Source organism: Paenibacillus sp. JNUCC32 (assembly GCF_014863545.1).
In the GTDB taxonomy this organism is placed as follows: Bacteria; Bacillota; Bacilli; order Paenibacillales; family Paenibacillaceae; genus Paenibacillus_AQ; species Paenibacillus_AQ lautus_A.
Map to the genome: position 1 here is coordinate 5,331,833 of NZ_CP062260.1, position 23,760 is coordinate 5,355,592.

General features: G+C 49.4%; 19 protein-coding genes. 7 read left to right on the top strand and 12 right to left on the bottom strand.

Going from position 1 to position 23,760, the window contains the following annotated elements; translation table 11 throughout:
- Positions 1-109: 109 nt before the first annotated feature.
- The 5 genes from JNUCC32_RS23505 to JNUCC32_RS23520 all read right to left on the bottom strand — a co-directional run bounded on the left by JNUCC32_RS23505 (position 110) and on the right by JNUCC32_RS23520 (position 4,966).
- Entirely contained in the window at positions 110-568 is a 459-nt protein-coding gene (locus JNUCC32_RS23505) for an Hsp20/alpha crystallin family protein (protein ID WP_192572719.1), read from the bottom strand.
- 302 nt (positions 569-870) lie between these two features.
- Positions 871-1,098 carry a helix-turn-helix domain-containing protein gene (locus JNUCC32_RS31635; protein ID WP_228468811.1) on the bottom strand — a complete coding sequence of 76 codons (228 nt, stop codon included), beginning with the start codon at positions 1,096-1,098 and terminating at the stop codon, positions 871-873.
- A 65-nt stretch (positions 1,099-1,163) separates the two neighbouring features.
- Positions 1,164-1,406: a cold-shock protein gene (locus tag JNUCC32_RS23510; protein ID WP_096774876.1), complete on the bottom strand. Its 243-nt coding sequence runs from the start codon at positions 1,404-1,406 to the stop codon at positions 1,164-1,166.
- 218 nt (positions 1,407-1,624) lie between these two features.
- Positions 1,625-1,825: a cold-shock protein gene (locus JNUCC32_RS23515; RefSeq protein ID WP_006207692.1), complete on the bottom strand. Its 201-nt coding sequence runs from the start codon at positions 1,823-1,825 to the stop codon at positions 1,625-1,627.
- Between the two features lie 354 nt (positions 1,826-2,179).
- The gene (locus JNUCC32_RS23520) at positions 2,180-4,966 is read right to left on the bottom strand and encodes a glycoside hydrolase family 3 C-terminal domain-containing protein (RefSeq protein WP_192570021.1); all 2,787 of its coding nucleotides are present in this window, start codon (positions 4,964-4,966) and stop codon (positions 2,180-2,182) included.
- A gap of 241 nt (positions 4,967-5,207) precedes the next feature.
- On the opposite strand from JNUCC32_RS23520, the gene JNUCC32_RS23525 reads away from it, so the two are divergent.
- From JNUCC32_RS23525 to JNUCC32_RS23545, 5 genes are all read left to right on the top strand, one after another.
- Positions 5,208-6,893 carry a sigma-54-dependent transcriptional regulator gene (locus JNUCC32_RS23525; protein ID WP_192570022.1) on the top strand — a complete coding sequence of 562 codons (1,686 nt, stop codon included), beginning with the start codon at positions 5,208-5,210 and terminating at the stop codon, positions 6,891-6,893.
- Positions 6,894-7,054: 161 nt separating this feature from the next.
- A complete protein-coding gene (locus JNUCC32_RS23530) occupies positions 7,055-8,038 on the top strand; it encodes a 2-keto-3-deoxygluconate permease (protein ID WP_192570023.1) in 984 nt (327 codons plus the stop codon).
- Positions 8,039-8,092: 54 nt separating this feature from the next.
- Positions 8,093-9,388 (top strand): four-carbon acid sugar kinase family protein, encoded by a 1,296-nt coding sequence (locus JNUCC32_RS23535; RefSeq protein ID WP_192570024.1) that lies wholly within the window; start codon positions 8,093-8,095, stop codon positions 9,386-9,388.
- On the top strand, positions 9,385-10,386 hold the full coding sequence (gene pdxA / locus JNUCC32_RS23540; RefSeq protein ID WP_192570025.1) for a 4-hydroxythreonine-4-phosphate dehydrogenase PdxA: 1,002 nt from the start codon (positions 9,385-9,387) through the stop codon (positions 10,384-10,386). The genes JNUCC32_RS23535 and pdxA overlap by 4 nt, the downstream gene beginning before the upstream one ends.
- Positions 10,387-10,570: 184 nt before the next feature.
- On the top strand, positions 10,571-10,747 hold the full coding sequence (locus JNUCC32_RS23545) for a hypothetical protein (protein ID WP_012818538.1): 177 nt from the start codon (positions 10,571-10,573) through the stop codon (positions 10,745-10,747).
- A gap of 64 nt (positions 10,748-10,811) precedes the next feature.
- Here the strand turns inward: JNUCC32_RS23545 and JNUCC32_RS23550 are convergent, their stop codons facing one another.
- The 3 genes from JNUCC32_RS23550 to JNUCC32_RS23560 all read right to left on the bottom strand — a co-directional run bounded on the left by JNUCC32_RS23550 (position 10,812) and on the right by JNUCC32_RS23560 (position 15,641).
- Entirely contained in the window at positions 10,812-11,231 is a 420-nt protein-coding gene (locus JNUCC32_RS23550; RefSeq protein ID WP_192570026.1) for a DUF1259 domain-containing protein, read from the bottom strand.
- 54 nt (positions 11,232-11,285) lie between these two features.
- Positions 11,286-11,705, bottom strand: a complete 420-nt coding sequence (locus JNUCC32_RS23555) for a DUF1259 domain-containing protein (protein WP_012818536.1) — start codon at positions 11,703-11,705, stop codon at positions 11,286-11,288.
- Between the two features lie 294 nt (positions 11,706-11,999).
- Positions 12,000-15,641 carry an S-layer homology domain-containing protein gene (locus JNUCC32_RS23560; protein WP_228468812.1) on the bottom strand — a complete coding sequence of 1,214 codons (3,642 nt, stop codon included), beginning with the start codon at positions 15,639-15,641 and terminating at the stop codon, positions 12,000-12,002.
- Positions 15,642-15,883: 242 nt separating this feature from the next.
- Between JNUCC32_RS23560 and JNUCC32_RS23565 the strand changes: the two genes are divergently transcribed.
- Complete coding sequence (locus JNUCC32_RS23565; protein ID WP_192570027.1) at positions 15,884-18,823, top strand: histidine kinase; 2,940 nt, start codon at positions 15,884-15,886, stop codon at positions 18,821-18,823.
- Entirely contained in the window at positions 18,823-19,593 is a 771-nt protein-coding gene (locus tag JNUCC32_RS23570; protein ID WP_096774883.1) for a response regulator, read from the top strand. The genes JNUCC32_RS23565 and JNUCC32_RS23570 overlap by 1 nt, the downstream gene beginning before the upstream one ends.
- Before the next feature lie 120 nt (positions 19,594-19,713).
- Here JNUCC32_RS23570 and JNUCC32_RS23575 read toward each other — a convergent pair whose 3' ends face one another.
- The 4 genes from JNUCC32_RS23575 to JNUCC32_RS23590 all read right to left on the bottom strand — a co-directional run bounded on the left by JNUCC32_RS23575 (position 19,714) and on the right by JNUCC32_RS23590 (position 23,512).
- Entirely contained in the window at positions 19,714-20,388 is a 675-nt protein-coding gene (locus tag JNUCC32_RS23575; RefSeq protein WP_192570028.1) for a uracil-DNA glycosylase, read from the bottom strand.
- A 159-nt stretch (positions 20,389-20,547) separates the two neighbouring features.
- Entirely contained in the window at positions 20,548-21,432 is an 885-nt protein-coding gene (locus tag JNUCC32_RS23580; protein ID WP_192570029.1) for a glycoside hydrolase family 43 protein, read from the bottom strand.
- A 176-nt stretch (positions 21,433-21,608) separates the two neighbouring features.
- Positions 21,609-22,862 carry a mechanosensitive ion channel family protein gene (locus tag JNUCC32_RS23585; RefSeq protein WP_192570030.1) on the bottom strand — a complete coding sequence of 418 codons (1,254 nt, stop codon included), beginning with the start codon at positions 22,860-22,862 and terminating at the stop codon, positions 21,609-21,611.
- Between the two features lie 170 nt (positions 22,863-23,032).
- Entirely contained in the window at positions 23,033-23,512 is a 480-nt protein-coding gene (locus JNUCC32_RS23590) for a DUF5381 family protein (protein WP_192570031.1), read from the bottom strand.
- Positions 23,513-23,760 lie beyond the last annotated feature (248 nt).

Genomic DNA, 23,760 nt, shown 5'->3' on the forward strand with positions numbered 1-23,760 from the left:
TACTCCCGATAGGTTTCATTTGCCGAAATTCATTGGCATATATGTAAATTTATGACTAAGAAAACACAAAAAAATAACCCCCGACCTTTTGGATCGGAGGGCATGTTTATTAGTTTTCATCCCGGATCTGGATGCGTTTCTTACCAGGGTCAGACTTTTTTGGTATTTCAAGCTTAAGGACTCCATCCTTCAGGGAAGCGTCGATTTGGTCCTCGGCTATGCTCTGAACGTAAAATCTGCGCACATACTCGCCGTAACGGCGCTCCTTGCGGACGATGTGCTGGTTCGAATCCTCCACGCTCTGATCTTCCTTGCGCACGGCTTTGATCGTTAAGTAAGGGTCAGCGTAGCTGATTTCGATGTCTTCCTTGCGAAAACCGGGCAGCTCCGCCTCAACCAGATAAGCGTGCTCCGTCTCCTTGACGTCCGTCTTAAACGACATCATCGAACCCTTGAACGGCGCGAATACATCATCAGGAAAAGCGTCGTTAAAGGCATCATGAAATGACTTCATCAGTTGTCCGAAGGCATCCTCTCTGCGCTTGCCGAATGGCATCAATTCAAACATCATGAATTCCCCTTTCTTTGACCTTATTTGACCTTACGCTTTTATTATATGCCCGGAACGTTTAAATGCCAAAACCGATGATGCAGGAATTTGCGCTAAAATAGCTCGTTATCGGCCGGTTTGACAACAGAATTTGTTTGGATCTTTAAATTTGACCTTTTTTGACCTTTAAGATGATTGGTTTAAAAATTCCACCGATCGACTAGAGGCATGAAATAAAAAGGAGCGCCCTTAGGGCACTCTCTTCTCTTATATATTCATCTGGAAGATCGATACTGATCGGAGAGCGCGAGGCTCTGTTTTTATTGCTTTTCCATAATTTGATCGATTTCACTTTTCAACAAAAGGTATCGATGCACGCTTCGCATGATCGGAACCTTAGTCAGCTTATTCTGGTCGACATAGATCTTCATTTGATCTTTGGACAGACCTAACAAATGACCTGCCTCAGAAACGGTTAATACCTCCTTGTTACTTGTAGCATTAAACGTTTTTTTCACCTTTAGATTCCAATCTTCGAATGCCTGCATGAAATCTCAACCTTTCTTGTACGCAACGAACGAGACAGGATGGTGATGGGGCTGTGAGAACTGCCCTACGACTTCGCGTCCTTGCGCTGATTCTTGCGGTAAAGCTTGATTTGCTGATCCGACGAAACGAGAATCGGCAGGATTTTATTGCTGCTGACCATGGACGACGCGCACTGTGAACAAACGGGAACTTCCTTGAACGAGAAGTTGTCTCGGATCCAACCGTTACACCCTTCCTTCGTACAAGACCAGATGGCGGTCATCTCCTCCGGCAGATTTTCCAGTGGTTTATTCCAAGAATAAGACAATGCATTTCCCCCTCAGCTACATTTTTTAACGCTTTCGTACCTTAAACCAGCAAGCCTACCCTTTATATGAAAAATGTCTATCGACGTACTCTCTAAGAAAACAGACGCGATTAGCGGTAGTTTTTCTTGCAATACCTGGCAGCAGATCCTCCGAAATTCATACTTTCTGATATCTTAAAAAAAATCCCCAAACGATACGTTTGGGGATCCTTTCACGTCTACAGTTTTACAACGTTCTCGGCTTGCTGTCCGCGGTTGCCTTGAACTACGTTAAATTCAACGCGTTGTCCTTCGTCAAGCGACTTGAAGCCATCGCCAGTGATTGCACTGAAGTGTACGAATACGTCTTCGCCGCCTTCAACCTCGATGAAACCAAATCCTTTTTCTGCGTTAAACCATTTCACTGTTCCTGTTTGCATAGAAACACCTCCTAAATTTATATGATTTTCTCATTTTTGGTTAAAAAACAAAAAATTCACATATTGCACAAGGTTCATAATCAAAATAATAACCCTCTGCAATATGTGAATCTCAGGTCAAAATCCCAATAAACTTATTATACCTCAACAGATCTGGAATAGCAAACGACGAATGTTTCCCAATTCACAGCCGGAATTTTTAAGAAACCCTAAAAGGTGGCCCGCTCCATGAGCGGGCCACCTTCGTTATGTTGAAACGAGAAGCATCGGACATTTACCATTAAATTTCATGCATCAATGAATCAAGTTTTTTCCTAAACGGTTTACTTTGCGATGTCCCATAGTGTTCTAAATCTAAACCCGTTTAAATTCAATCCACTCGATCTGCAGGCCCGGCTTGACGAAGTCCAGCTTCATCTCGTAATAACCCGCTTCCAGTTCCACTTTGACAAGCTTCTGCCGAATCCATCTGCCGTCGGTACCATTCGTTTGAATCGTGGTTACCGGCTGATCGTTCAGCGTGACGTTGCAGGCGCTTTGGGCCAGTTCCGATTCCGGCGACATGATGCGCACAATGATCCGGTACTCGCCGGACTCCTCCACCTTCACATAAGTCGATCCCGCAGCAGCCGGCTTCACTTGCGTATTCTCCGATAAGGCTTGTGCTGGTACCGACCCGAGGGAAGGATCGGCTTTAAATGAACCCACGGCTTCCTCGATCACCTGCTTTCTGGAGAAGACCGGCGCATGCATCAGGAATTGGCAGATGTTCATGGCGCTGCGCTGCAGCTCTCCGCGGGTCAGCGTGCCATTTTCCAAGGATGCCAGCGTGTTGTCTTCCCAGGCGTTGATTTCTGCTCCGTAGTTCATGACCACCATGTATAAATCGTTTTGGGCACGGACCATCCAGTTCGTGTTTTTCCGATCGGCCGGGCCTCCGTTTACCACGTCGTTCATAATGGCCCACCAATCCGTCATGACGATGCCCTGGAATCCCCACTCTCCGCGCAGAATCGTGGTGTTCAGATCATAATTGGATGCCGCCCAGTGCCCATTGATCGGGTTATACGAGGTCATGATGGAGTTCGCCCCGCCTTGCTTCACCGCGATTTCAAAGCCTTTCAGATAAATTTCCCGAAGGGCCCGTTCGGATACGACGGCGTCGACTTTGCTCCGATGCTTCTCCTGGTTATTGCATGCAAAATGCTTCAGCGTGGCGCTGGAGCCGCCCTTCATAATCCCGCGCGTGCACGCCGCAGCAAAGGCGCCGGAGATGAGCGGATCTTCCGAGAAATACTCGAAATTGCGACCGTTCAGCGGGCTGCGCCGAATGTTCAGACCTGGGCCCAGCAACGCATCGATGTTGTAGCTGAGCAGCTCCCGGCCTTCCATCACATAGAGCTCTTCGACCAGCTCCGTATTCCACGTTGCTGCAAGCAGGGTGCCAATCGCCACCTGCGTTGCCTGCTGCCCGCTGTCCATCCGAATACCGGACGGTCCATCCGCGGTGCAAGCCACCGGAATGCCGTAGTCGAGCAGGCGGTCGCTCACGCCGCCAAAAGCCGATGCCGTCCCCGCCGTAACCAACGGACTGCTCATGCCTTCTCCTCTGACGATGACCGCCAGATCTTGATCGCTAAGCTGGGCGATGAAAGCCTCCATGCTGACTTTCCCCTCATGGACGTCCCTTAAGGTATAGCCTCGATTGCCCGTTTGCTCCAAGGTCGGCGGCAGGTTTTGGTGAATGCGCTCTTCCATGGCAATCGTGCGCTTCGGCACCTCCGCAAAAGTAAGCTCGTACGAGCCGTCCTCCCTGCGATTGCCCGGCTTCATTCGCGTGAAGCTCTCCGTTGGCGCCATGGCTTCCTGGAGCTGCTCGACAACTTGCAGCGTTTCTACAACATAACCTTCTTGACCATCCAAGCCGATAGGCTGCACATTTCTCACGCTGGTTCCCGCGTACAGACGGTACGTTCCGGCCTCCAATACATAGACTGAACGGTGGCCCGTCACGCCTGCATCGTCATAGGAGGCCATGGCATGAACCGGGAACTGGAGCGTTAGCTGCTGCGATTCCCCCGGCTGGAGCTCCTGCGTCTTCCCGAAGGCGGCCAGAACTTTGGCAGGCTGGCCCAGCCATCCTTGCGGTGCTTCATAATAAACTTGCACAACCTCTTTACCTGCATAGGCGGTCCCGATATTGGTCACCTTCACGCCGATCTCTACGGTTGGCGCTCCCTCTCTAACCGCAAGTTTGGCTTCTTGCGGCTCGATTCGGAACTGCGTATAGGACAATCCAAACCCGAATTCATACTGGACGACTGCGGGTCGAAACGTTTCGAAAAAACGGTAGCCCACATAAATATCCTCTTGATACAGGTTCTTAAGCTCATTGCCATAGTTGCGGGTCGATGGATAATCCTCGATGGAATAAGCAATCGTATCCGTCAGTTTGCCGCTGGGCGTAACCTCGCCCACCAATACGTCTGCAATGGCGTTGCCGCCCTCCATGCCGCCGTGCCAAGCATAAATGACCGAAGAAATAGGATGCCCATAACCTTCATCGAGCAGCCAGCTCATATCGATAATGTTGGACACATTCAGCACCACAACGGTTTGCTCGAAGTGCTTGGTTACCTGCTGCAGCATGGCTTTTTCTTCGGACGTTAACTGGTAGCTGCCCGGCTCATTGGCGTTGTCCTGATCTTCTCCGGCCGTCCGTCCGATGACAACGATCGCCTTGTCGGATGCGCGTCTTGCCGCGGAGACCAGTTCATCGGTCAAAGGCATTTCCTTCTGATGCCACGGCTCAGCCGCCCAGCCGCCCCCGCCGTTATCGAAAGGATTCTGCTCGATCCACTGCTCATAAACGGCAGCCAATTCTTCATTGATTGCGATGCCCTTCTTATCCCGAAGACCGCCCAGCAGATTCGTTGTATGGGAAACATGAACGCTGCCTCCAGACCCCGTACCGCTGCGGTAATAATGGATCTGCGTCCTGCCAAAAACGGAAACGGTTTCGTTCGGCTGCAGGGGCAGAGCCTGTCCTTCATTCTTTAACAGTACGGCACCTTCGGCGGCGACTTTTCGGCTGAACTCCGCAAAGCCTTCCAAAGGAGCTCCCACTCTCTGTGTATTCAATATGTTCCCTCCTGTTTGTTTCTCCAAATCACCAAGCCATATGAAGAAAGATTGTAAATGCCTGACGAATTCCAACAATAGGTATTAGGCATCTATGTACTATCATAGTAACAAATTCCGTAGGGGAATACAGTGCAATGTTCGCAGGATGCGATGAAGTTGGCTATAATAATGTAAACATCGATATTCCGCGATCACGGGATATGCGATTGGATGATTTTGAATGAAAGCAGGATCAGTTATGCGTATACGTGTCCATATGATCGCTCCTTATGAAGCGATGGTTCCCATCATACAAGAGTGCATTCCTCTGTTTCCCCAGTTAGACATACAATACGCCGTCGGCGACTTGCAAAAAGGGGCCGAGCTGGCAGCTTCGGCTCAAAACAACGGAGCCGAGGTGATTATCAGCCGCGGCGGAACGGCCCAGCTGATTAAAGCCGCGGTATCGATTCCCGTCATTGACGTCCACCTGTCCGGATACGACATGATCCGTTCCTTGACGCTGGCGAGCCAGTTTAACGGAAAAACCGCGATTGTCGGCTTTTCCAATATTACATCGGGCGCCCAATCGATTATTGATTTAATGGATCTGCCTTTAAAAGTGTATACCATACACAGCTCCGAAGATGTTGCACGGTTATTGCTGGAGCTGAAAGCTGCCGGATACCGGCAGGTAGTGGGGGATGTCATCACCGTCCATACGGCCGAGGCTTACGGGTTAAAGGGCCTCCTCATCCATTCCGGCAAAGAATCCATCATGCGAGCCCTGGACGATGCCCAGCTCATCTACCGCTACCTGAGCAACAACCATACCGTCTCGGCCATTCTGAACGACCTGGTTGCCAAAGAACATCCCAATCTCGTGATTTTTAACGATCAGAATGAAATCGTGTACGAGCAATTGGCCGATTTTGAGCACAGCCCTTTGACGGATAACCATATCTATCTGATCAATACTAATGTGGAATTCCACAAATCCCAAGTGCAGAATGTTTTTACGATGGACGATTACCAGCTTTCCGTCACAGCCTATGAAACCTCATTGGAGAACAGAAGCTATAAAGTATACTCCTTGGAAAAAGGGCGGCCCTATGAATTTGCGCAGTCAGGCATCAAAGCCTACGCTGAATCATTAGCAGAGCCGATGATTGCCGAATCCGCTGCCATGCGCACCACGTTGGCTAGCATCCAAGCTCTGTATCAACATCATGAGCCCATCCATCTGCTTGGCCGGGAAGATACGGGCAAGTCCTTCATCGTGAAGTATATTCATCAATTGTACTCGGACGGCGGTTTGCTGCTCCAGATCGATCTAGCCCAAGTTTCCCCGGATCAGTTAGGAACCCTTCCGCTGACCAAAGCCAAGACTGTGGAATTCATCCATGTGGAAGAATGCATACAGGATCCGAATTTGATAGCCTTTGTGGAGACCTGCCTAAATAGGCGGATTGGCGTATTCATACTTAGCGATCGGGCGATTGACCTACACGAAACCCCGAACATGAGCCTGAATACGATCATCATGCCTTCGCTTTCGGACCGTTTGGAGGATCTGCCTTCGCTTATTCAGCTCTTTTTAAGCCGATACCATCAAAAATACGGGACGGCGGCGGTCAAAATAAAGGAAGAGGCCTTGCAGCTGATAAGGCAGAATGCTTCGCACATGACGATCGGCCAATTAAAGCAGCTCATTAAACAGGCTGCGATGAACGAAACGGACTATGTGATTTCAGCCGATACGCTAGCACGCTTGCTCGATCATCAGCCTCCAGCCTCAACCCCTGTTCCGTTGAAAGGGACTCTGAAGGAGATCGAGAAAGACATTATTCAATACGTACTCCACGAGGAAAAGAATAACCAATCTAGAGCAGCCGAACGATTAGGGATTAATCGGGCCACGCTTTGGCGTAAACTTAAAGAATAAATTTAAGTTTACGCTTTTTTTTCATCTTTAGTGTTGCAATTTTAAACAATTTATTAGATTTTTCATATTTACAGAAATTATATGTTGCTAAAATAAACAATTTGAACTAGTATAATTACTGCAAGCGCTTCAATAAAACGATTACACAAGGAGCTAACATTATGAAAATTAAAGCGACATTAGATCGTATCCCTGGCGGTATGATGGTTGTTCCCCTCCTCATCGGAGCGTGCATCAATACATTCGCACCAAACGCTTTGCGGATCGGCGGGTTTACGGAAGCCTTATTCGTGAATAGCTCGAGTACGCTCATCGCTCTTTTCTTATTGATTGCCGGCACGCAGATCACGTTCAAAACGGCGGGTTCGTCGGTGGGAAAAGGCGTCACGCTGCTTGTGTTTAAGTGGACGATCGGCGCGCTATTAGGCTTGGTCGCCATCCTGTTTGCGGATTCCAGCGGATTATTCCTGGGCCTTGCCCCTCTGGCCATTATCGCGGCCATGACGAATTCAAACGGCGGACTGTATATTGCGTTAGCCGGACAATACGGAAAAGAGGATGACAAAGCAGCCTATCCTTTCCTGGCATTAAGCGACGGACCGTTCTTGACGATGGTCGCGCTCTCGATCTTCGGTGCCATGGGTTTTGCCAACGGCATGTTCTCAGCGATGTCTTTCGTTGCCGTACTGCTTCCGCTGCTCGTCGGCGTCGTCATCGGGAACCTGGACCGGAATATGGCAGAATGGCTGCATAAAGGCAGTGACAAGCTGGTTCCGTTCTTTGCCTTCTCGCTCGGTATGGGCATCAATTTCTCATCCATCATTCAAGGCGGACTGAGCGGTATTCTGCTTGGCGTGCTGACGGTCCTGCTCACGGGCGGTATTGGTTTTCTTCTGTTCAAGGCGATCGGCTGGAATCCGATTGTCGGTGCTTCCGAGGGCTCCACAGCGGGTAATGCGGTAGGCACGCCGGCTGCGATCGTCGCCGCGAATGCTTCCTTCGCGCCGATTGCCGAAATCGCGACCGTGCAAATCGCCGCGAGCGTCGTGACGACCGCCATACTGCTGCCTGTCTTTATTGGATTCCTGTCCAAGCGACTGGAGAAATCAGGCGGCGTCGAAAAATACAACAACCCTGCAGCATAGAGGTTATCCCTAACCCCTCGAATGCATCGTTTTTCTCAAGGAGGAGGTAACTGCATGAAATTAGCCATCATTGCAGATGATTTGACTGGCGCCAATGACAGCGGGGTCCAACTCGCTCGTCATGGCCTTAAAACAAGCGTTCTGTTCGATATGGACAAAGACAACATTCGTCATTACGATGCCGTTGTTTTCGATACGGACAGCCGTTCCATAACACCCGAAGAAGCTTATCAGCGAGTAAGCCGGGCCGCTCGATTTTTAACGGATGCCGGGTTTGATACGATTTTCAAAAAAATGGACTCCACCATGCGCGGCAATATCGGGACCGAAATTGATGCGCTGTATGATGTGGCGAAGCCGGACTTTATGATGATCGCTCCGGGTTATCCCAAGAACAATCGAACCATTCTTAACGCTACCCATTACTTGAATGGAGTACCGTTAGCCGAAACCGAGATTGCCCATGATCCCAAAACGCCTGTCACCCACTCCTATCTTCCCGACTTGCTGAAGCTGCAAACCAAGTATGCCGTCGGCGAGATCTCAGTCCGTGATCTGGAGGCTGGAGCAGGCCGCATTGAAGGCAAATTAAAAGAGTTTCAAGAACATAACATACCGTATGTGCTGATCGATTCCACGGAAGAAGCTCATCTGGAGTTCATCCTGCACATCACCGAGCAGCTTCCATACAAATTCGCATGGGCCGGCTCTGCAGGCATCGCCAATTATCTGCCCGCCCATTACCATATTTCGTCCAAACCGAGGGAGCTAGCTATCGCGCAGAATCAGGGACCCATCCTTACCGTGGTCGGCAGCGTGAACAAGAACTCCCGTGCCCAGCTGAAGCTTTTGCTTGAGCATACCGACGTGGTTCCCGTGCAATTCGTGTCTTATAAGGCTGTGTCCGATTCAGCGGAGCGCACGGAAGAAATGGATCGCGTATATCAAGAAGTCAAGCTGCACGCACTGGAAGGCAAAGATATCGTAATCTATTCGACGGCGGAGTCTTCCGACATCGAACAGGCCCGTGCCGTAGGCGAAGCCCGCGGGCTCAATCACACCGAGGTCAGTAATGAGATTGTCCGCGTCATGGGAGAAATCTGTGCTCAGCTGCTGGAGCAAGGTTATTTCAAGGGCGTATCCATGACAGGCGGAGACACGGCCAAACAAATCTGCATGCAATGGAGCATTAGCGGCTTCGAATTGCTGGACGAGCTGGAAATCGGCGTGCCGATCTCGAAATTTATAGGGATTGACGATCTGTATGTGGTCACCAAGGCAGGCGGATTCGGCAAGCCGGACGTATTTATCCATGCGATTCAAACGATAAAAGGAGGTAATCCAGCATGAAACCGACGGTTGGAATTACGATGGGCGATGCGGCAGGCATCGGACCCGAAATCATTATGAAGGCCTTATCCCATCAGGAGATGTACGATAACTGCAACCCGCTCGTGATCGGCGACGCCAAAATATTGGAACGCGTGCTGCCGATTATCGGCTCAAGCCTGAAGGTAAACGCCATTCAAGAGCCCTCCGAGGCAAAATACGAGTTTGGCACCGTAGACGTCATCGATCTGGACCTCGTGCCGGCTGACCTTGCATTCGGCGAGGTATCAGCCGTCGCGGGAGATGCCGCTTTTCAATTTCTGGCCAGAGCCATCGATCTGGCGAAGCAGCGGAAGATCCATTCCATCTGTACGGCTCCGCTGAACAAGGAAGCTCTGCATCAAGGTGGACATATGTATCCGGGTCACACCGAAATTTTGGCTGATCTCACGGATACCAAGGATTTCTCGATGATGCTGACGACCCCGAACCTCCGGGTCATTCATCTGACGACGCATATGGGATTGATCGAGGCCATTCAGAGCATCAACCCGGAAAGAACGTATACCGTCGTCAAACTGGCCCACGATACCTTGAAAAAGGCCGGTTTCGACAATCCAAGAGTCGCGGTCTGCGGAATCAACCCGCATGCGGGCGAAAACGGATTGTTCGGCAACGGCGAAGAAGAAGAAAAGCTGCTCCCGGGCATCGAGCGTGCCCAACGGGAAGGCATTAACGTGGTTGGCCCCCTCCCTGCGGATACGTTGTTCTTCAGAGCCGGCCGAGGCGATTTCGATATCGTCGTGGCCTGCTACCATGACCAGGGACATGCCCCGATCAAGGTCATGGGCATCGAAGAGGGCGTGAACATTACGGTCGGACTGAAAGGCGGCATCATCCGCACCTCGGTCGACCATGGCACCGCCTTCGATATTGCAGGGAAGAACATCGCCGATGACAAGAGCATGCTCGCCGCGATTCGTTCTGCCATTGAACTTGCCCCGAAGGATCAAATATAATCGATTGATGATCGAAGATGTCATATGTAGAAGACCCGGCTTCCGCCGGGTCTTTTTTTCTATGCCTGGAGAGAACAAGTCTAGGCCCTCGTTCAAACCAAAGCTGTAGTTACGAATAGCTGCACAACCGCCAGCACATAATAAACATCACAATCGATTCCAGTAAATAAGGAGGACCTTTCCATTGAGCACGAACCAACCGGACAAGAACCTGATCAACACGGTGGAACAATTGGCAGAGACACCCGTGAACAGCCATGAGGCCCAGCAACAGCAGCAAGCCCGCAATGATCGCCGTAAACAGGCTCTGCATGACAGCGACGGCAAATACAAGGAGAATGAGTCCAAGAACTATCACTAGAGATATAAACTCGTAAAAAAGCGACCGATTACGGTCGCTTTTCTAATATTTTCCCATCCGATAGTTAACCTAAAAATGCAATAGAACGCTTTACTTTTCTTGCAAATGCAATGGGATCATCGACGGACTCCCAGTGCACATACATCAGGCGGGGATTTTCAAACAACCAGTGATTGTGGACGGCCGTTACTTTAATCCCGTTCTTGCGAAGATTCGACAGCAATCGATTCACTTGGCCTTGGAAGAGAGCCGTTTCTCCCAAACAAAGCGCGCGACCGGAACTATCCAGCGATTCAAACGAGAAGAGTTGGTAACGGACCAAAGGAGAAGTGGTACGTCTGCCTAAAATAGATGCCTTAATTATTCTATTTCTGGAGACAAAACAAACCGGACCTTTTGTAATTTCATGCTCCGTTCCGCCTAAAATGGCTGAGAACTGGTTACATAACCTTCTAAAACGAGGACTTGCTTGCACTTCCGCCATACGAAATCATCCTCTCATGAAATGATAGAATACGAACGATATAGCCCAACTGCATCAACCCAAGAAGGCAATGGATTCTTTTGTTTTTCTGGCAAACGCAACCGGATTGTCAATCGATTCCCAATGCATATACATTAAACGAGGCTGTTCTTTTAGCCAGTGATTATGGAGCGCCGTTACTTTAATCCCCCGTTTGCGGAGATTCGACATCAATCGATTCACCTGGTTTTGATGCACGGCAGTCTCACCCAAACAAAGCGCGCGGCCCGACTGATCAAGCGATTCAAACGAAAACATCTGCATTTGAACCAAAGGGGAACGCGTTCTTCTTCCCAAAATCGTCTCTCTTAAGTTCGTCATCCGCGTGACAAAACAAACCGGACCTTCTTCGATTTCCGATTCGCCGCCTAGGATTCTTCCAAATTGGTTGCAAAGCCTTTTGAATTGCGGGCTCACTCTAACCTGTTCAGCCATGATAAGTCCTCCTTTAATCGTATTCTAGGTATCATATGATCGAAGGAGAAAATAGTATTGGACCAATAACTTATTTATAAGAATAAAAAGATATTAATATATCTGCGTCTATACCCAACTCTAAAATTTGAAGGCGACAGCCTTATGATGCTGTCGTCTTCAAATTATATATATACGTCGTTTCGCAGAACCAAAATGTATATCCAACGGCAAAAGACCACCTTAAAAAGGTGGTCTTTAAAGTATGCGTGGAGGCGAAAGGTGACTATTGATAGCCACCTTTCGCTGACGCCCCTATTCCTTCCAATCTTCAATTCCGGTCTCAAGCTGCTCAAACCCATGCGGAATCGAAGCTTCCATGATGTCTGAATAATAGTCGTGGTTTTCCGGAACATCGGTCCACTTCGGTTCAACCTTGATATCCCAAGGTTTACGATCCAGCAGTTGGTTCAGGATTCGAACAACCTCTAATCTCGTAATCGGCTGATTCGGATGGAAGGTCTCCTCCGTGAAATCGAACAGCACACCTTGCTCCTGAGCCGTTGCAATGGCTTTTTCAGCCCAGTGTCCCGCTGCGTCCGTGTATGTGCTCTCCTGGGCAGCGTCCCATTTATACAAATTCATGAGAATCTGTGCAAATTCCGCCCGCGTGATCTGTTTCTTCGGTTTGAACGTATTGTCGCCGAAACCGACCATCCATTTATTGTTGGTTGCGGTCGTAATCGCGTTCGTTGCCCAATGTTTCGCACTCACATCCGAATACGATACTTTCTTCGAGCTCGCTGCGGATGTATACAAACGGGACAGGATCGCAGCCATTTCGGACCGGACAATGCCACGATCCGCTTGGAACGTGCCGTCAGGATATCCGACCATGTATGCGCGATGATCGCCTGCGGCCTTCACTTTCGGCTCCTGGGAGAAGCTGAATTTCACGATCGTGTCGCCGACGTGGATGACTCCGTCCTTAATATAACTGTCAGCGCCAAAGCGCTCTTCACGCTTATCGGTACGGCTGTCAAAAACAACGTATCCGTTCTTCTCGCCCAAGAAGTAGTAATCGCCATTGGCGTAAACCATCCAGCCATATTGACCGCTGTCTGAGCTCATTTGCGGGTTATGGTTCTTGTTGGGTGCAAAATCCGGAAGCTCAGGCAAATGGACAAGCGTTCCCGGCACTCTGCCTTTGGAACGATTCAGCTCCGTATCGGCCCAATACAATTGCATCTTCACGCCTGCAACTGGCTGTTCCGTCACCTTATCGAGAATCGTGCCATATGGATCAACCAAATCAACCGATAACTTGGCATTTCCATTGCTATCGACGCTTAGCTTGCCGGCAGGGCCAGCCAGCTTCTCTCCGTTAGGCGCGATCACGTTCAGCGACAACGTATATTCGCCTGATGCAACTTTTGGAAGCGTAAAGCTGCCGTCCTGATTCATGACAATATTCGGCAGATTCAATTCTTGACCGTTTGCCGATTTTATTTTCCCCGATACTTTCAGACTGTCTCCGACGAGCTTCGTAATTTTGTCCTGAACGACCTTGCCCCCGTTGGCTTGATCGGAAACAACAACGTCCGTTTTCATAGTAGGTGCAGGTTGCTGTACGACGTTTGTATTCCCTGCAGGCGGATTTTCTACTGGTACCGCAGGCGCGTTTGGCTTGATGCTAACCACATTGGACAAACCTGCATGTGGACCTGATTCGACATTTAATCTGAAATAGTAGGTTTCACGGCTCGATAAACCGGCTATGGTTGCACTCGTGGAACCGGCATCCAAGGTCTCCACTGGATTGACCGGCGTGAACGTGGTGCCGTCCGTAGATTTTTCCACAATGATGTTCGTTGCCCCCGTTAAAGCAGGGAAATTCAATGTCACTTGTCCAACGCCCGCAACGGCCGACAACGTGGTGATCGGTTCCGAAGGGGAAGCCTGAACCACATTGGACAAGCCAGCATATGGACCCGATGTGACGTTCAATCGGTAATGATAGGTCTCGCCGTTCGTCAAACCGGTTACGGTTGCACTTGTAGAAGCAGCATCTAATGTCTCCAATGGGCTAACCGCAGTAAACGCGGTGCCGTCCATAGATTGTTCAACCACAATGCTCGTTGCACCTGTTAATGCCGGGAAATTCAATGTCACTTGCCCATTGCCTGCATCGGCCGATAACGTGGTTAACGATTTCGAAGGCGAGGCTTGGACTACGTTGGATACGCCGTCATATAGTCCGGATTCGACGTTCAGTCGGAAATAGTAGGTTTCACCGTTCGTTAATCCGGTTACGGTTGCGCTTGTTGAAGACGCATCCAGCGTTTCCGATGGTCTTACCTGCGTGAAGTTGGTACCGTCGGTAGACTGTTCAACCACGATGTTTGTTGCACCTGTTAAAGCAGGGAATTTCAATGTCGCTTGCCCATTGCCCGCAACAGCGCTCAATGTGCTTAAGGGAGCCGGATCTGCGGCAAGAACATAGACGGTAAACGTCTTCTCGCTTGTCAGCCCGTCTTTGGTGATGGTTGCCGTCAAGGTCACGTAAGTTCCCGACTGGTTCGTAACCGGTCTCGTCACGGTTCCATCAGGTGCGATGACCGACGGCTGGTCGGAGGACCAGGTAGTAGTGACGTCATCGTCTTGCTTCAATGTTAAATTGTTTTTCACCGAATTTTTCGTGTCGCCGGGATGGTACTCGATATCGGTTTTGTCCTCTGCCGTTTCAATGGCTTGAATGGCTTCTTTATAATCGGAAACAAGCTGATCCGCGATCCGATTCGCAATTTCTTGAATGATGTCGTCGGTGGATTTGTCGGAATCGACATGCAGTCCGCCTTCGTTCAGGCCGCGGATAAAATCATCGTTGGTGTCCGTATAAGTCGACTCCGTAACGCCGATATACTGTGTGCCTTTGTTATTGAACGACTCCGTCAGCTTGGATTGGTTCGTTCCCTGATCCAAATCCCCGCGCGGGTCATCGTTAATGTTCACGACATAACGCAGCGGCGACGTCCCCCACAGGATATTATCGACCGCTACATCCAACGGCTTACTCGAAGTTGAATATAATTTCATATTGTCGAACGAAAAAATCGAAATGATCTCGCAGCCATGGCCTATATGGCTGACGATCGGACCAAATTCATCTCCGTAAACGTCCGGGAGGGCTAGATTACGAATGATTTGGTCGCCATTATCCCACATGCTCAGCGTCGTATCCGTTACGACGATTTTAATGCTGTGGTGGGTGGATGCCCCTTTCGGAAAACTTCCGATGGAGGTAACGCCTGACATGGAACTCAAAGGACTCCATGTTTCATTGTGCAGAGCGGATGCGTCTACGCCATCGATCTTATATACATTGATGGCACCTTGAACATATAAAATCGCATACCCGCTTAATTTCCCGCTGACGTCGATTTGGGTATTAAATAGAAAACCGCCGCCTTCCATGCTGTGGTAATCCACTTTGGATTCATCCATGTCGAAGGTAATGATCTTCTTGCCTGAAGGGCTTCCCTGCGTCAGCATGAAATCCTTATACGCGGGCGAGGTATAACCATAGAAGGTTAACGTGTTGCCGCCGTTGGAAGCTTGAACGTGATTGTAATCGGCAGTTTCAACCGCCGGGGGAATCGCATAGCCAAATTGGTCTATATACCAGCTGTCATATCCGGCATGCACATACGTCGTATCCGTTACCGTTGTCCGGTCTGCGCTCGCGTCCATGATGGACACATATTTAGGATTTACGCCTTGTGCGCTCAACCGGGCTTTAATTGCATCATTCAACTGGCTCTCAAAATCACTGGAATCATAGATGCTCGTTCCGGCATTATAGTAAACCTCTGCTACCGGCGAGAGCGCATATGCCATTGGCATATTCGTAACAATTAACAGCGTTGCCATGATCATTGAAATTATCTTTTTCTTCAACTATTTCACCCATCCTGTAAGTTAGTAACCGTATGACATCCAACAACGACCCTTGACCCCTTGTCCCATTCAGATATAAATTTGTGCGGATAACTCCCTCCAACGAAGCAGATTGTAAAAATTGTTAATTTCAACATATCAGAAGCATCTCTCAAAAATCTCTCAAATTTCGACTATTATCGACAGGTAGATTTTTGAGAGATCTTTGCCATATGATAGAGTCCATAAGGGTGTGACTATACATGAAAAAGTGGATGGGTTATCTGGGTGCAATTTGCGCCTTAATCGCCATTCTCTATATGATTTTCAGCGACCGGGACACGGGTGCCGTCCATATCAAAGCCGTAGACGGCGTGCTTGACTTGCGAGAGCTCAAGGATTCGCCGTTTGTATCGCTAGCCGGCGATTGGAAATTCACCGCCGAATCTTTTGTCGACCCGGCCGACTTTTCAAGCGAAACCGATTATCTTTCAGTACCCGGTCCCTGGGCATCGGATGTCGAGTGGGGATCCTATCAGTTAATCGTCTACCTGCCGGACCACTGGACCGATGAGATCGGTCTCCGTGTTCGGAATATCTGGTCTGCCCACACCATCTATATTGATGGCGTACCCCTATCGAAAAAAGGGACCGTGGCAGCAACCAAACATGCGACAACCCCGGATAATCCTGCCTATGAAGCGTATTTTAAACCGGAGGGCCGGCAGCTGCTGATTACCATTCATGCCTCCAATTTCTATAACACGAGAGGCGGCATCGTCCTGCCGATCGATTTCGGCGACGCCGAGCAGATGAAGGAAGACGTACAGCGGGATCTTTCCTTGGAATGGACGGCTACCTTATGTTTGCTGCTGTTCAGCATGTTCCATATCACGATCTACATGCTGCGAACGAAGGACGAGGCCTTCTTGTACAGCGGTCTGCACTTTCTGCTATTGGCATGGGTCATCGTGCTGCGAGGAGAGCGGCTGTTCATTCGGGAATTTCCGTCATTTCCCTTTGAGCTCTATTTTCGCCTGCAGGACAGCTTGACCTTCTTGGCCTCCACCTTGCTGATTGTCTTTATCGTCAAAATGATTCCTTCCATCATGAGCCGAAAGACGATGTATCTGCTGTTTCTGCCGATCCTGGCCTACGCGTTCTTCAATGCGGTTCTTCCGGCCAGAACCATGTCGATTACGCAGTATCCGCTCTTTTATTACAACGATGGATTAATCTTAGGCATTATTATTCGCATCTTCTATCTGACGATGAAGAAGCGAATCAACATCCGTAAGAATGAAGCCGTCATTCTCATGTCGATGCTTCTGTTTCTAGCCGTATTCGCGATAAGCGCTTCATCGGACAGCTTATTCTTCACCGGGCGCAACTATATGAACCGAATCGGGCTGGTCGGGTTTGTCATGACGATGAATGTTTTTCTGGGCATACGCCTGATGAACCGGGCCGAGGAATCGGAGAAGCTGAGCACCAGGCTGCAGAAGGCTAACGATGCGAAGGATGCCTTCTTGAAGGTCACGACGCAAGACCTGCAGAGGCCTCTGCACGATGCCGTTCATCTGGTGGGGTCCATCAACCGGGAACCCCGTCGCGAGAAGCAAGGCGAGCAATTGTACTTGGCTGAACAGCTGATGGGGAACATGGTGTATTTATTGAGGGATCTGCATGATTTCACCCGCATTCGGTTTGATGATTACGCGATCCAGCTCAAGTCCACCAATGTTCGGATGGTCATGCTCCATGTCATTCAGCTGATGCAGTTTACCTTCACGAAGAAGAAGATCGCAATCAATGAACAGATTCCGAAGCAGCTTTACGTATGGGCGGATGAGCAGCGCCTGACGCAGGTATTCATCCGGATCATGACCGAGATCTCTCACGATACCGTAGATGATCGGCTGAGCATTGAAGCCGTACAGGTGGGCACGGAAGTCCTGCTTCGAGTGACGTCAAGCGGCGAATCCATGGCAGCGAATCGGGAGCGCCCGCATTCTTCGGGGCTTATGATGACGGAGGAACTCGTCCAACAGATGAATGGAAGCATCGCATACGAACGCCTGCAACGCGGCATTCGCTTTACGGTCACCCTGGCTTTCAGCGAATGTAAAGAGCCGGTTAACGCAGCGGAGCATGAATACGATCTACAGTCTGCGGCGCACGCAGAAGATCGGACGTTAGGAACGCTCCTGATTGTGGATGATGACGTGATGCATGCGGAAGTCATGAGGGATATGCTGGGGGACGCTTACAAGGTACGAATCGCTTATTCGGCTCAAGAAGCGCTTGACTACTACAGGAATCATCCGGAAATCGCGATGATGATCATGGATGACATCATTCCAGGCGACATGGATAGTCTGGAATTGCTTCGGCAAATCCGTACACAGGCATCCTTAATGGACCTGCCGATCTTGATGATGATTTCTTCCGAATATCCCAGACATGTTGAAATGATTTTTGCAGCCGGTGCCAATGATTATTTGCTGAAGCCTTTTTCCAAAGAGACCTTGATGGCCCGCTTGAACGCTGCGGAACAAACGAAGCAGTCGATGCTGAAGGCGATTGAGTATGAAATGGCCTTTCTGCAGACCCAAATTAAACCGCATTTTCTATACAACGCGCTTAGCAACATCATTGCCTTTTGTTATACGGACGGGGAGCGTGCTGCCTATCTTCTAACGATGCTCAGTTCTTTCCTGCGTTATATCTTTGAAACGAGCCGGGATGGACAATTCTCCACCCTGCAAAAGGAGCTGGAAATTATCGAGGCCTATGTCGAGGTGGAAAAAGCCAGATTCGGCGAACGATTAACCTTCGCTTATGACATCGATCCGTCCATTGCCGCGGAGCATGTTCGGATTCCTAGCCTGCTCCTGCAGCCTTTAGTCGAGAATGCGATACGCCACGGCCTATTCGACAAGGAAGGTCCGGGACATGTCCAGGTCACCATCTCCCTGCACGCATCCCGCCTGAACATACGCGTCGCTGATGATGGCGTTGGCATGTCGGCCGCGCAGTGCGCTCAGTTGATGGGGGGAACGGCCGCCAATGCCGGAATCGGGTTCACGAATGTACGTCGGCGCGTACATGATCTTACCCAAGGAAGCCTGGAGCTTCACTCGTCGCCGGGCAACGGAACAACCATTCAAATAACGATTCCCGTGAAGGAGGGACAAGGGTAATGTGGAAGATCATTATCGTGGAGGATGAGAAACCGATTCTGGGCCTGCATGCCCGTTTGCTTGAAACGCATGGCCCGTTTCAGGTTGTAGGCTGCTACGAATCGCCGTTCGATGCGCTGCAGGAAATACCGAAGCTGGATCTGGACGCACTCGTGCTCGACATTGAAATGCCGAGAATGACGGGACTTCAGCTGGCTCAGAACTTGGTGGAGAACGGGATCGACGTGCCTGTGATCTTCACGACCGCTCACCAGCAGTATGCCGTGCAAGCCTTTCGCGTGCAAGCCCTGGATTATCTCTTGAAACCGATGACCATCAATATGGTGAAGCATCTGGATGAACGCCTTCAGAAGTATTACGGCCAGAGACCAAAGCAGGCCCAGAAGAAGGAACTCGACGTCCAGTTATATGGGGAAGCTTCCGTTATGAAAGGCGAGCAGCTTGTCAAATGGCCAACCCGCATCACGGAGGAGCTGTTTTACTATTTGCTGCTGCATGAGAATAAATTGTGCCCGAAGTGGAGAATCCTCGATGATCTCTGGACGAACGTGGAGGAAAAACGAGCGCTTTCCAATCTGTACAATACGATTTACCGGATGCGTCAGCTGTTTATGGAGCTCGATATTCCCATCGTCATCGAACGAGTGAATGATGGTTATATCATGAATGCGAACAACAGCATCGTCATGAAGCCGAAAGAAAGGCCGGATGCCCTTCTATTGGAATCGAAAGGATATCTGTGGGCCTACGCTTTCGAATCGGGCCGTTAGAAAAGCAAGAGTCTATCCTTAATAGTAAACGAAAACCACATCCTCATGCGGATGTGGTTTTTTGTTTAGATACTATCGCTTGCGGAATGCAGAGGTTTCGCTAATGCCCTCTCCTTCCGCTTACAAGTTCGGAATCTGCCAATCCACTTCCTGAAGCCCCATACTGCGTAGAAATTCGTTCGCGCGAGAAAACGGCTTGCTGCCAAAAAAGCCTCGATGCGCAGACAACGGACTCGGATGCGGCGAACGAATCAGTTTATGCTGCCGGTTCGTAATGAGCCCCGCCTTCTTCTGGGCGTGGCTTCCCCATAACAGGAACACGACAGGCTCATTTTTCCGGTTGATCGTCTCAATAACCTTATCCGTAAAGCTTTCCCATCCCCTGTTTTTATGAGAATTCGCTTCATGGGCCCTTACGGTGAGCACCGTATTTAGAAGCAGTACCCCCTGCTTCGCCCATGTTATCAGATGGCCGTTATTGGGAATGAAGCAGCCCAGATCATCCTGAAGCTCCTTGTACATATTTTGCAAGGAAGGAGGCGTGCTGACGCCCTCTTTGACAGAGAAGCTTAGGCCGTGGGCCTGACCCGGTCCATGATAAGGATCCTGGCCCAAAATGACCACCCTGGTGTCGGCCAGCGGTGTATAGTGCAGCGCGTTAAAAATATCGTATTTATCGGGAAAAATGGTCTTCGTCCGATATTCCTCAATAAGAAATTCCCGCAGCTGTAAGTAGTATGGCTTCGTAAACTCCTGCTCTAAATATGTCGCCCAGTCATTCTTCAATATCGCCATTTCGGGTTCTTTCCTCCTGCCATGGTCATAAGAAATAAGATATAACTAGATTATATCATATGGATTATTTCCGGTATTTTCCTGACACCTAACCCTCACGAAGACGCAAAAAAGCGACCGATTGCACGAGTCGCTTTTTCACCCTTGATTCCCCCTAAGTCAAGTCATGATGACCGGCTCAATCTTGCCGTTGCCGATCCGCATCCGATCTATGCATAACTGGCGATGTCCCGGCTCGGTGTCTCCAATGATCCGGCGGTGGTATACGATTAGCCATTCATCTTTCTCCTGCAAATGCAAGTAGCCATGGTGGCCGGGTCCTTCGGCAATCGGCTCCTGACGCTCCAGAATCGTGCCTTCATTCTTGAATGGACCGAGCGGATTGTCGCTTACGCCATAGGCTACGCGATAGGTTCCATTCGTCCATCCGCCCATGGACCACATCAGATAATAAAGTCCGTCCTTCTTAATCATACAAGGACCTTCCACGTATCCCTCCGGCGTAATGGAACGGAAAATTTCATTGCCGTCGTCGGCCAATGGAACGAATCCCGTCATCTCTTCATTCATCCGCGCAACGTTGCAATGCCCCCATCCGCCATAATACAGATAGATCGTTCCATCTTCGTCCTTGAATAGATGCGCATCGATCGGCTGTGCCTGATGAATGAACTTATCCACGAGCGGCTTCCCTAAGTAGCCTCTGTACGGCCCCTCCGGACGGTCCGCAACGGCAATCTCCAGGCCGCCGGTTTCCTCGTCCGATTGGATATCGTTCGATGCAAACACGAGATAATATTTCCCTTGGTGCTCGATATGGGTCGGTGCCCAAACCGCCCTCCATATCCATGGGAAATCCGCCATTTCGATAATGCCTTCGTGTTTCTCCCAATGGATCAGATCGTCGGAACTGAATGCGTCCAAATTCATCTGCATCGTATATTCCGTGAAGGACCGCGTTGCATAAATCCAGTGCTTTCCCTCATACGTTCTGGCTTCGGGATCTGCATACCAGCCGGGTATGATCGGATTGTTGATGTTCAATGGTAGACACTCCTTTCCTGTGCTGGCAATGTCGAGTTCGAGCGAGAGGGCATCGTCCCCGACCAATGGCGCTCGATTGAGCGATAGCCTCGTTCTACCATTGCTTCTACAACGGATAGCCAATCTCCTCCCGCATGAAATCCTTGTAACTCGTTGAACTCCCCCCGGAATCGTTCTCAATATCCCCGGGAATATTCCGGGCTTTCTTTGAGATGGACGATATCGTGGCCGGTTGGATTTTGGAAGGCACGGAGCCCGAAGGTCGGCGCAACGGCAAAGATATGGTCAAAGATATCCGCTTGAATCGATTCATACACACCCCAGTTGGTATCATTGCTGAACGCATAGATTTCCAAGGGCAGTCCGTTATCTCCCGGCGCTAACTGCCTGACAATCAGCGTCATATCCTTATGGATTTTCGGATGATTCCGCAGGTATTGATGGATATATTCCCTAAACACGCCCACATTCGTAAGTTGTCTGCCGTTCACGTTGCTTTCCGTATTGATCTGATTCTCGATGTTGTATGCGTTAATCTCATGTAGTCTTGTCGTGACATAATCGGTAAGGTAGTGTATCTTCTGAAATTCCTCGATCATTTCCTTGGTGCAAAAACAGATGCTGCTCGTATCGACATAGAAGCTTCGCTTAATTCTTCGGCCGCCGGATACCTGCATGCCTCTCCAGTTCTTGAACGAGTCCGAGATGAGGGCATAGCTGGGAATCATCGTGATCGTTTTATCGAAATTCATCACTTTTACCGTATTCAACGTAATGTCGATGACGTCGCCGTCCGCATTGTATTTCGGCATTTCAATCCAATCGCCGACGCGCACCATATCATTCGATGATAATTGAACGCCTGCCACCAAGCCCAGTATGGAGTCCTTGAACACCAGCATCAGAACGGCCGATAGAGCACCAAGCCCGCTGAGAATGATCAAAGGATTCTGCCCGATGAGGTTCGAGATCACCACAATGCCTCCGATGATGAACAGAACGATTTTCACCACCTGAATGTATCCCTTAATCGGTCGGATCTTGGAAACTTCAAATGAACGATAAATGTCATCAAAAGCATTAAGCAGCGCATTCAACACCGTGATGGTGACGATAATCATGTACGTCATGGCCGCTTTTTCAATCAGAATTTGGTACGCCGGAAAGATGGACGCCGAAAAATAAATAATGATTGCCGGCACAAGATGCGACAGCTTGTGGAACACTTTTTTCTCCACGATGATATTGTCCCATGTGTACCGATTGTTGTTGACGATATGAATAATCGTCTTCAGCACGATTTTTTTGGTAATAAAATTGGCCAGTATGGAGACCACCGCGATAAAAACGACCATGATCATATTCGAGAGATATCCAATGGTTTGTTCGCTCATGCCATATCCGTCTAGTTGATTTTTGATAAAGTCCATTGCTTCCTCCTGACGCAGTTTAAGATTAGCCTATTATTATAGAGGAGATTCTAGTACTGCGCAAAGTTCAGAATCAGACATCGCTGGGTTGATTTGGAAGATGCTTGGTGTAAGACGGTCTGTTTGAAAAACAAAAAGCACCGAAAGGGTGCTCTCTTGGTCTGATTCGATCAGATCCGTTTCGTTTCCTTTCCGTTACGGCTGATCAACCCTCGCAGGCGCTTCATGACAGACTGAATTTCGGTATCGGTCAACAAATAATACGTATTCACAGTCCAGATCTCTCTGTTGTTCAAATGAAAAATCAGCACAGGAAATTTCGGAAGCAGCCACTTCCGAATGGAAGGGCCGCTATAGCTGACACTTGTAATCTCCGTCCAGGCCATGGTCCGCGTTCCATCTGAAATGGAATTTTGATCGTAGATCAACAGCTGCGTGTCTGATTTCAGCGCCTTTGGCAAGCTGACATATAGATAACCTCCAAAAAACGGAATCCCTATTATGGCTGATGTGATACAAAAAAACTTACGAATAAAGGAAGTATCCATAATAAAGGCCGCGTACAGCAGAAACAGGCAGGCCAGCACAAACAATAAACTACCAAGTGCTTTGCCCCATGCCACGGATTTTCGATACGATATCCCGTTCATGATTTAGCGCCTTTCTAAAATGATTTGAACAGTCCTTTAATCCAGCTAACTCCACTTTCGACTGCTTAAGCTGTACCGTGGTGATACCTCTATTGTATCAAAGAGCCGTTTCTTTTTGTTTGGCTAGATGAAAAAGAGGCCTTGTCTCCGTCATTTACGATGACTTTTGAGACAGCCCCTTTTAGTATGTATGATGGCGAAGCGTGGCTGTTAGAAACCACAGTTCGCCGGATCGCATTTTGACTAAA